The sequence below is a fragment of the Flavobacterium sp. RSP49 genome, from assembly GCF_003968735.1.
Taxonomy (GTDB): Bacteria; Bacteroidota; Bacteroidia; order Flavobacteriales; family Flavobacteriaceae; genus Flavobacterium.
On record NZ_RYDN01000024.1, the window covers coordinates 37,213 to 47,095 of the forward strand.

The 9,883-nt window shown below is 35.4% G+C and carries 8 protein-coding genes; 2 read left to right on the forward strand and 6 right to left on the reverse strand.

All coding sequences use genetic code 11. From position 1 onward, the window contains the following. Window positions 1-245 precede the first annotated feature (245 nt). Complete coding sequence (locus tag EKM02_RS11365) at window positions 246-767, forward strand: transposase (RefSeq protein ID WP_126455225.1); 522 nt, start codon at window positions 246-248, stop codon at window positions 765-767. A 9-nt stretch (window positions 768-776) separates the two neighbouring features. Here EKM02_RS11365 and cas2 read toward each other — a convergent pair whose 3' ends face one another. The 6 genes from cas2 to EKM02_RS11395 all read right to left on the reverse strand — a co-directional run bounded on the left by cas2 (window position 777) and on the right by EKM02_RS11395 (window position 7,595). Next, window positions 777-1,106 (reverse strand): CRISPR-associated endonuclease Cas2, encoded by a 330-nt coding sequence (cas2, locus tag EKM02_RS11370; RefSeq protein WP_126455227.1) that lies wholly within the window; start codon window positions 1,104-1,106, stop codon window positions 777-779. Beyond that, window positions 1,082-1,996 carry a type II CRISPR-associated endonuclease Cas1 gene (cas1, locus tag EKM02_RS11375; protein ID WP_126455229.1) on the reverse strand — a complete coding sequence of 305 codons (915 nt, stop codon included), beginning with the start codon at window positions 1,994-1,996 and terminating at the stop codon, window positions 1,082-1,084. Before cas1 ends, cas2 begins: the two co-directional genes overlap by 25 nt. A 251-nt stretch (window positions 1,997-2,247) precedes the next feature. Further along, a complete protein-coding gene (locus EKM02_RS11380; RefSeq protein WP_126455231.1) occupies window positions 2,248-2,997 on the reverse strand; it encodes a shikimate dehydrogenase family protein in 750 nt (249 codons plus the stop codon). Next, the gene (locus tag EKM02_RS11385) at window positions 2,997-4,394 is read right to left on the reverse strand and encodes a tetratricopeptide repeat protein (protein WP_126455233.1); all 1,398 of its coding nucleotides are present in this window, start codon (window positions 4,392-4,394) and stop codon (window positions 2,997-2,999) included. The genes EKM02_RS11380 and EKM02_RS11385 overlap by 1 nt, the downstream gene beginning before the upstream one ends. Before the next feature lie 273 nt (window positions 4,395-4,667). Beyond that, window positions 4,668-5,861, reverse strand: a complete 1,194-nt coding sequence (locus EKM02_RS11390; protein ID WP_126455235.1) for an aspartate aminotransferase family protein — start codon at window positions 5,859-5,861, stop codon at window positions 4,668-4,670. 108 nt (window positions 5,862-5,969) lie between these two features. Next, window positions 5,970-7,595, reverse strand: a complete 1,626-nt coding sequence (locus EKM02_RS11395) for an OstA-like protein (protein WP_126455237.1) — start codon at window positions 7,593-7,595, stop codon at window positions 5,970-5,972. A gap of 276 nt (window positions 7,596-7,871) precedes the next feature. On the opposite strand from EKM02_RS11395, the gene EKM02_RS11400 reads away from it, so the two are divergent. Beyond that, on the forward strand, window positions 7,872-9,740 hold the full coding sequence (locus EKM02_RS11400) for an alpha-amylase family protein (RefSeq protein ID WP_126455239.1): 1,869 nt from the start codon (window positions 7,872-7,874) through the stop codon (window positions 9,738-9,740). Window positions 9,741-9,883 lie beyond the last annotated feature (143 nt).

A 9,883-nucleotide genomic window follows, 5' to 3' on the forward strand; every position in this document is an offset into this window, starting at 1 on the left:
ATTTATATTTTTTTACGATTTGTGTGTAGGATAGGAAATGTTGTTTAGGGAATGTGAATAGGGCAGGAATAGGGCAGGAATAGAGCAGGGACAGGTCGCGACCTGTCCGTACGTTAGAGATTAGTCGCAAAATAATTTATATTTTTTACGATTTGTGTGCAAGATCGAAAATGTTGTTTTGAGAATTTGAATAGGGAAGGGACAGGTCGCGACCTGTCCGTACTAATTATGAAAAAGAAAAAATAATGAAAAATAGAAAGCGAAATAGAATGCTGGGATATGATTATTCGCAAAATAATTTATATTTCGTTACGATTTGTGTACAAAATAGAAAATGTTGTTTTGGGAATGTTAATACGGCAGGAACAGGTCGCGACCTGTCCGTACACGAGCCAATGAATCCGTATATGGAATGGAATGAATATGGTTCTATTGCACAAAAACAATGGAATTGGTTGGATAATCAGTATGCGTATGTTATTTTACATTCTTTTATAGTAATGCCGAATCATGTCCACGCAATTTTGGAAATTGATAGTAATTTGATTTCTGATTGTGAAATAAAAATAAAATCAGTATCGGAACTAATTGGTGCTTATAAAACGACCTCATCAAAACAAATTCATTTAGCCGGTTTGTCTGATTTTGCCTGGCAGCGTTCTTTTCATGATCATATAATTAGAAACGATGGGTCTTATGAAAGAATTTATAATTATATCGAAACAAATCCTGAGAGGTGGAATACAGATGCGCTTTTTGAAAAATAAAATTATTGTTTAAAACAATTCCAACTGCGTTGGGGCATTACTATTTTCCTGTTTGGCTTTTCCTAAATAGTTGATAATCATTCCAAATTGTTTGTCGGTAATACGTAAAACACTAACTTTTCCTAACGAAGGAACGAGTCGGTTAATGCGTTTTTCATGAACATCAGCACTTTCTCCACTCGCACAATGCCTAATATAAACTGAAAATTGCATCATGCTAAAGCCATCTTTTAAGAGATTTCCTCGAAACTGAGAGGCATTCCTTTTGTCTTTTTTAGTTTCTGTAGGCAAATCGAAAAACACGAACAGCCACATTATTCGGTATCCGTTAAGTTCCATAATTTAGGATATTTAATTTTTTTTCGGTGACCTGTAAAACAGTGCTGGAGCGAACTAGCCGTTTTTTGCAATCCTACCATTAAAGGGCTTTTTTCTTCTTTGAAATAAACAGTTTGTGTCAGCATTTGTAATAGTTCCGCTTTTATTGCGGTGTTTAGTTCTTGTTCTTGATACCGGTTCATAATATCAAAAACTTTTTCGTCAACAATGGGACGAAAAGGTTCCATAATATCATCAGCAAGTGCAAAAGCATTGTATTTACTTTTATGATGAATACCAAGTGTATTCAATAATCCGCTTCCGGAAAGTGCTCTAGCCGTAGCGGCTCTTAAAATAGCATACCCGTAGTTTAAAAAATTGTTGGGATAATCACCATAACGTTCTCTTTTTATGCCATTTTTTGCATGATTAGGTAACGGAAAATTTTTCCAATATTGTTGTGCAGCAACGCCTTCCATATTTGTGGTGTCACCGCTTAATACTTTGCTAGCCAGAAACTCAAACGTATTTTTATTTTCAGTTATTTTTGCTAACAATTCCCCTTGATTTTTAATTTTTTCAATAATAGTTTGTTGCCATAGTTGTTTTTTCAGAGGAATTGAAGCTTCGATTTGATTTTTGAATATTTCTTGCTGAATGTGATGGCTGTTGAGGTTGAGTAACATTCCATTGGGTAAGTGGTTGCTACCACAAATAATAATAGCAGTATTATTTTCTACAATTAAGTTCATAGCAGGAATACTCAGATAAATTTCAGCATGATCGAGTACCAGAAAACCAATGTCTTCTATTGGAATGGTACTTTCTCTTATTTCTGATTTTAGTATTAGCTGTTGGTTTTTTGTCGTGATTGAGGATTTATTTTCGATAAGAATTGTTCTTTTGATCATAATTTAAGCCGTTAAATTAATTGCAAATATTTGATTATCAATCAAATTAACATATTTAATAATCAGTTATTTTACGGGAAACCTCAATCTGCCTTTTAAATTGCTTGTATAAAAAAATCGTCTCGTTTTAAAACAGTAAAATAGCTGTTTTAAAACGAGACGACCGATAGAAATTTTAATTAATTAATTTAAGCGAGAGCTAAAACAATAATCTTGATTACGCTCGATTTGACAAGAAATAAACTTCTTAGTTATTTATTCCAGATTTTCCACGCTTTCTCTGCTTGAAAAATAAGCATATCCAAACCATTTTTGATTTGTGCTCCTTGCTGTTTGGCTTTTTTTAGGAATTGTGTTTCTGCAGGATTGTAAATCAAGTCAAATGCAATGTGCTTTCCTGTGAAAAACTCATACGGGATCAATGGAAACGCATCCACATTTGGACTTGTTCCTACTGGAGTCGAGTTGATGATGATTTGGTAATTGTCGAATGTTGTTGCGTTGATTCGGTTATACTCAATCGCATTTTCTTTAGCTTCTCTCGATACAAAAGTATAAGGAATGCCCAGTTCATCCAAAGCAAAAGCAACTCCTTTAGAAGCTCCTCCTGTGCCTAAAATCAAGGCTTTTTTGTGGTGCGGTTGCAACAGGGGTTCTAATGATTTTTTGAAACCATAATAATCGGTATTATACCCTTTCAACGTTCCTTTTTTGGTAATTTTGATGGTATTTACAGCGCCAATTAATTCCGCTTTTTTAGATAATTTATCCAGAAACGGAATGACGGTCTCCTTGTATGGAATAGTTATACTTAACCCTTTTAAATTTAAAGTGTTTTTTAGTATCTCTGGAAGTGCTGTTATTTCTGGAATATCAAAATTTTCATAGGTGCAACCAGTAAAATTTTCATTGTTAAATTTATCGGTAAAATATCCTTTAGAAAAAGAATAACTAATATTGCGACCCAGTAACCCAAAACGTTTTCTAACTGTTTCTGTCATTATTGTTTTTTATGTTTTGCAATGTAGTTTTGCACCATTTTTTTGGCCCAAACTACTGGAAATAAATCTTCTAAAAGGATGTAATTATCAAAATTTAATCGTAGGGCATTGCTTAAATGGAATTTTGCTTTTGTATTATCTGTTAGCATAAAATACAATCCTGCTAAGCGGTATTCAACTTCATTTTCTTCCGGAAAATATTCTGAAGCTTGTAATAAGGTTTGAATGGCACTTTCGAATTCTCCTAAAAATTGTAGAATATCCACCCAGAATAACCAGGTGTCAAGTTCAGTATCGCCAAATTCAACTGCTTTCCTGTATCCAAATTCAGCTTCTTCAAAGAAGTTCATTTGCTTATTGATAGTCGCAAAGCGTTTCCAATACAAGCGATTTTGGTTGTCAATCGCTAATGCTTTATTGACATAAAATAATGCTTTTTGGTAATTTTTTTGACGTACGTAAAAGTCCGTGATGGCAATCCAACCTTTATCTAAGAGTGGATCTTCATGCACCGTTTGATTGAAATATTTTAAGGCTAAAGCTTTGTTTCCTAATCTTTCATAACATTTTCCCATTCGAAGTAACGCATACGAAGTTGCATCATCTAATTCAATGGTTCTGCTATAACTTTCTATGGCTTTCTCGTATTTTTTTAAACGTTCAAAAGCTTTTGCTTTTTCCATGAAAGCACCAAGGAATTCATCATCAATTAAAGTAGCGTAATCAAAGGCACGAATCGCATTTTCATATTCTTTTACACCATAATGCAAACGGCCCAGTTGGTGCCAGGCAATTTCGCTGTATGGATTTTTGTCAATGTATTTATTTAAATAAGCAATCGCTTCTTGGTTTTGATCTAAAAATTCAAAACAATACACAACGTTATACAAAGCGGATTGGTCTTCCAGATCTTCTTCTAAACACTTGATGAAGCTTTCTTTTGCCAGTTCAAGATTGTCCATAAAAAGATATTCCATGCCTATTAAATTATAGACATCAGCATAATCATCTGTGTATTTTAACGCGGTTTGTAATAATTCAACCGCCTTTTCGTGTTGGTCTCTTTTGGAGCAGATATTGGCTTTTTGAATGTAAATTTCTTCATTGGTTGGTTCAATGGCATACAACTCGTTCAATAGCTTTTCGGCTAGTTCGAGTTTGTCGTCATAAACTAGCATTTCCACCTGAACTAATTTTAGTCCGGTAGATTTTGGGTGCTGTTCTAATGCCAGTTTGAGTGCTTTTTTTGCTAAAGCGGCCTTACCCATATCGAGGTAATGAAGAATAATTTCTTCAAATTCTTCGGAGTCAAAAAAGAGTACTTTGTTGGTTTTCAACATGGACTCAAATTTAGACAATGATAAGTTATAGTCTTCTTCTTCGTTGCTTAATTGCATACTTTGTTTTTTTAATTTGGCCTAAATAAATTTAGGGAATCGTGCGTGTACTGCGAGGGAAAGTTGGAATTGTTGTGAACAATTTAATTAACAAAAAAAGAGGTAGTTTAAACGTATGCCCTAGCCCTGATAAGAGTGGAAATCCTTTTGCTTTTTGCTGACAAAAAGTAAAAGATTAAAACGGATAGCAGGAATAGCTCCCAATTTTTTTAATTGTTTTGAATAGGTATTTCAATATGTATCCAATAGTACAACTTTTGCTATCAAAAATCGTTAATCATTTTCTTCAATCATTATTCCATCCATTACTTCTAATATGATGCTGCAACCTTCTCGTATCTCTTGTTCAGAAATGGTAAGCGGTGGCGTAATTCTTATGGCGCAATCTTCAAATAATAACCAGAATAAAATGAGTCCTTTGTCTTGACATTTAAGAATCACTTCGTTTGTTATATCGGCACTTTGGGTCATTGCAGCCAGCATCAATCCTTTTCCTCTTATATCCTGTATCAAAGGATGTACCAAAAGTGATCTGAATAGCTTTTCTTTCTCCATCGCCTCATCCATGAGATTGGTCTCGGTAATTTCCTGCAAAGTAGCCAAGCAGGCTGACGCAATGACAGGGTGGCCTCCAAAAGTCGTGATATGACCCAGTTTTGGATTATCGCTCAACAAATCCATCATTGCTGATGAAGCCGTAAAAGCACCTACAGGCATGCCACCTCCCATTCCTTTTCCCATAACTACGATATCAGGAACAACATCATAATTTTGGAATCCAAAGAGTTTTCCGGTTCTCCCAAAGCCTGGTTGGATTTCATCGAGAATCATCATTGCGCCCACTTCTGTGCAACGCTCGCGTACTTTTTTGAGATAATCATCGTTTGGCTGAATAAATCCGGCACCACCTTGAATGGTTTCCAGAATAATTCCAGCCGTTTTAGTGGTTATTTTTTGTAAATCGGCTTCGTTGTTGAAGGTAATAAAATCAACATCAGGTATCAATGGACGAAAAATTTGTTTGCGTTCTTCAAATCCCATGACGCTCATAGCACCCATTGTATTGCCATGGTATGCGTTATGACACGAAATCAATTGGCTTCTTCCGGTAGTTCTTCTAGCTAGTTTTAAAGCACCTTCAATGGCTTCGGTTCCTGAATTGACCAAATAAGTTTTATCTAAAGGTGCGGGCAGGAGCGAGGCTAACAATTTGCAATACTGAACCGCCGGACTTTGTGAATATTCGCCATAGACCATAACATGAGAATATTTGTCTAACTGATCTTTTATGGCTTGATTGACTCTTGGATGCTGGTGTCCCAATGTGCAAGCGGAAACTCCCGCCACAAAATCCAAGTATTTCTTAGAATTAGTATCGTAAATGTAAGAGCCTACAGCATGCGAGACTTCCATACCCAATGGATATGGTGAGGTTTGTGCTTGGTATTTTAAGAAATCGTTGTTCACGGTTATTTTTTTAATCTTTTATTTGTTAAACTGAGAGAATAGTGACTGACCAGTATACCTAGCAGACTGACCACTAATCCCAAAGAGTCAGGACTGCTCACTGATCACTTACTTCTTCTTCTTATCGTAATTCAGAGTTTCTTTTCGGATTTTCATAGGAATATCCTCTTTGGCCTCTGCCGCTTTAGTTGCTTTATCTATTTTATCGTTGTCTTCATTTTCTTCGGCAGGAAAAATATCGTCCTTGGATTTTATTCGTTCCTCTCCTCGCCAAAGCAGTCCTCTTAGAATACGTGCATTTTCTGGCAACTCTTTCTCTGGATAAATATCGCCATCCACTTGCTGGAAAAACGTAATAGTTTCTATCGCATTTTCTTCTAAAATAAGATTGATTTTGCTGCTTACATTCTTATTGATACCAATGAGTTCCTGAGCTTCGTTGCGCATGTAATAAATGACTTCGGCATTCTTTATTATATCAACATCATGGAGTTTTCCGTCTTTAAATTTCCCATAGAGATTTTGACCCTTGACTTGATTATATCCAGTTCCTATCGTGTCTTTGGAGACTATAAATGTGTTATTGAGTACTTTGAGCGAATCTAATTTTTGGGTATTGTTGTCTCCTATGAGATGCATGACATCTCCTGTGATTTGGTTTTCTGCGTTCCAAAGTATTGGATTTCCAATCATTTTGGTCAACGCTGTTTTAGAACTTGAATGAATCGAATCACATTTTCCGCTCATATCAGTTTTGAAAAACCGGACATTGTTAAACGCTCTGATAATTCGGTTTCCTTCTTTTCCAGTAACCATTAATTTTTTTCCATGGATGTAAACCGAGTCATTTTCGACAAAATTCACGGCAACAGCTCTTTTGGTTACGTACATAGAATCCAGTTTTTTATACACTTCAGCATAATGCCCTTTTATAATTCCGCGATTGATGGAATCCGTTATTTTTACGTTTCGCGTTGCCGATGCAAATTCCCGGTTTCGGTCATAGTACAAACTGTCGCCTTTAATCACCCGATCATCGTATTTGATGTACGATTTATTCAGGAAATGAGCCAGATTTTTTTTGGTGTCATAAAATCCTTTTTCGGTGTATATATAATTGGCTTTACTGGTAATTGTGGATGGTCCAAAAAGATACGAATGCCCGGAATTACTGAAATAATCCAAGTGATTTGATTTAATTACATAGGTTGGATTAGTAATAGTAACAGCTGTAAGGAATTGGAATTTCTTTTGTTTCACATAATATCTTCCTGAATTGCTTTTTAGCGTATTGTCTTTATTGGTAATTGTTCCTGGCGTATCGTAAAATACTTCTTGAGTGTTTCGGTCAAAATTAATAATCTCTGTTACCAAAGTCGCATCAGGGGAACTCATTACGGCATCTCCGGAAGCATAGGCTTTTTTTACATTTCCATTGTATTCCGCATATTTACTGTTTAGGAATAAAGTGTCACCTTGCACCATTTGAACATTGCCAAAAGCCTTGATGTAGTTTTCTTTTTGAAAATAATACGCTTTATTACAAGTCATTATCACTCCATCATGATTGACACGTACGTTCCCAATCAGCAATAATGCATCCGGTATTTCTACTTGATTTACATCGGCAAAATCTGAATTTTCTACAATAATTTTTTTTGGGGCTTGCGCCAAAACTAAATTAGCAGTGAACAGTATGAAACAGTAATGAAGGAAAAATAACGATTTTTTCAATGGATTTAATTTTTGTCAAATTTATGAAAAAGGATACAATCCTAATCCATATTAGGATTTATTTATAATTAGTCAAAAGTGCATGATAAACGATGACTTTTCCTTTTTAAAGTTATCAACAAATGCGGCAACTCCTTCGTTGTAGTTTGTTCTAATGGAGAGATGATTATATAATTTCAAACAATATAGAGTTCTTTATATTTAAAAAATATTAAATTTAAAAATTGATATTCATTTTAGTATCAAAAGAATTAAAATCAGCATAAATAATTTTATATGATGAAAAAAACAACTATTGTTGCCGGTATAAGCGTAGTGCTTTTGGCGACAGCCTGTAAAACGAAAGAGTTAAAAATGAATACGGAACAAAAGGAGTCAGTTTCCCATAAAAAAGAAGTGGTGTATCAGGTTTTTACCCGATTATTTGGGAATAAAAACACGAACAACAAGCCTTGGGGAACCATTGAAGAAAATGGAGTAGGGAAGTTCAACGATTTTACAAATACGGCCTTAAAGGAAATAAAGGATTTGGGAGTTACTTATATTTGGTACACCGGAGTTCCGCATCATGCTGTGATTCGGGATTATTCCGCTATTGGAATTTCTAATGATGATCCGGAAGTGGTCAAAGGACGAGCCGGTTCTCCTTATGCCGTAAAAGATTACTACAATGTAAATCCGGATTTGGCTGTAAATCCTGAAAATCGTTTGCCCGAATTTGAAGCTTTAGTTGCGCGAACTCACCAAGCGGGATTAAAGGTGATTATCGATATTGTTCCCAATCATATTGCGCGAAAGTATGAAGGAAAAAGTAATCCGGTTGGTGTCAAAGATTTTGGTGCGGATGATGACACGACCGTTGAATACAAAAGAGACAATAATTTTTATTATATTCCAAATACACACTTTGAAATCCCTGACACAGACAAGCCATTAAATGGAGAAAAGAATCCGTTAATTGATGGAAAATTTGTAGAAAGTCCAGCAAAATGGACTGGTAATGGTTCTCGTATGGCAAAACCAGATCGAAATGACTGGTACGAAACCATCAAAGTAAATTACGGTATTCGTCCGGATGGTTCCAAAGATTTTCCGGAACTTCCTACTGGTTTTGATTCCAAATCCTATCAGGAACATTTCGATTTTTGGAGAGGAAAAGATGTTCCAAACTCTTGGGATAAATTCAAAGACATTGCCTTGTACTGGACGGCAAAAGGAGTCGATGGTTTTCGATTTGACATGGCCGAAATGGTGCCGTATGAATTTTGGAGTTATATGAATTCAGCCATTAAAGTAAATAATCCGAATGCTTTTTTATTAGCCGAAGTCTACAATCCTAAAGAATATAGAAATTATATTCATCTAGGTAAAATGGATTATTTGTATGATAAAGTAGAAACGTATGATAAATTGAAAGATATCATTCAAGGAAAAGCTTTGCCTGATGGCTTATCTGACATCCAAAACGGAATTTCAGATATTGAGCATCACCTGTTGCATTTTCTGGACAATCATGATGAACAACGTTTAGCAAGTCCGGAATTTGCGGGAACGCCACAAAAAGGGAAGCCTTTGATGGTGGTTTCTACAACCATAAGTACGTCGCCTACGATGGTTTATTTTGGACAGGAAGTAGGAGAGGCTGGAAATGAAAATGCTGGATTTGGTACCCATTCCAGAACGTCAATCTTTGATTATATAGGTGTTCCCAATCACCAACGCTGGATGAACGGAGGAAAATTTGATGGTGGTCAGTTAACGCAGGATGAAAAGGACTTGCGAGATTTTTATAAAAAATTATTGAATTTCTCTTTGAATAGTACTGCTTTAATGGGGAAATACCAAGAAATACAAACGGTGAATCGCCATACGACTCAAGGATACGATTCTGGAATTTATGCATTCACACGCTGGTCTGATACGCAAAAATTAATCGTTATCACTAATTTTTCCTGGCTTACTACTAGCAATTTCGGGTTAAAAATCCCTTCAGATGTAATCCAAAAATGGAATTTGAAAGACGGAAATTATACCCTTACGGATCAATTATACCATAAAAGTTCTGTTGAGCTGAAAGTATTCAATGGTGAAGGAAACGCGAAAATTACAATAGCACCTTCAGAATCGTTTATTTATCAATTGTAAAGGATTTTTAGTTAGCAAAAGGATAAAAAAAGCTGATATAAATTTATATCAGCTTTTTTTTAGCTCAAACTGTCCCGTCCTGAAATAGCGATACACAAAAAGTATCCTAATGGAAAAACATGAAGAAACACGCTATGTGAAGC

Excerpts from the sequence above, each read along its gene's own strand:
- EKM02_RS11365 (WP_126455225.1), top strand. The coding sequence starts at position 246 with ATGAAAAATAGAAAGCGAAATAGAATGCTGGGATATGATTATTCGCAA.
- cas2 (WP_126455227.1), bottom strand. The coding sequence starts at position 1,106 with ATGGAACTTAACGGATACCGAATAATGTGGCTGTTCGTGTTTTTCGAT.
- cas1 (WP_126455229.1), bottom strand. The coding sequence starts at position 1,996 with ATGATCAAAAGAACAATTCTTATCGAAAATAAATCCTCAATCACGACA.
- EKM02_RS11380 (WP_126455231.1), bottom strand. The coding sequence starts at position 2,997 with ATGACAGAAACAGTTAGAAAACGTTTTGGGTTACTGGGTCGCAATATT.
- EKM02_RS11385 (WP_126455233.1), bottom strand. The coding sequence starts at position 4,394 with ATGCAATTAAGCAACGAAGAAGAAGACTATAACTTATCATTGTCTAAA.
- EKM02_RS11400 (WP_126455239.1), top strand. The coding sequence starts at position 7,872 with ATGATGAAAAAAACAACTATTGTTGCCGGTATAAGCGTAGTGCTTTTG.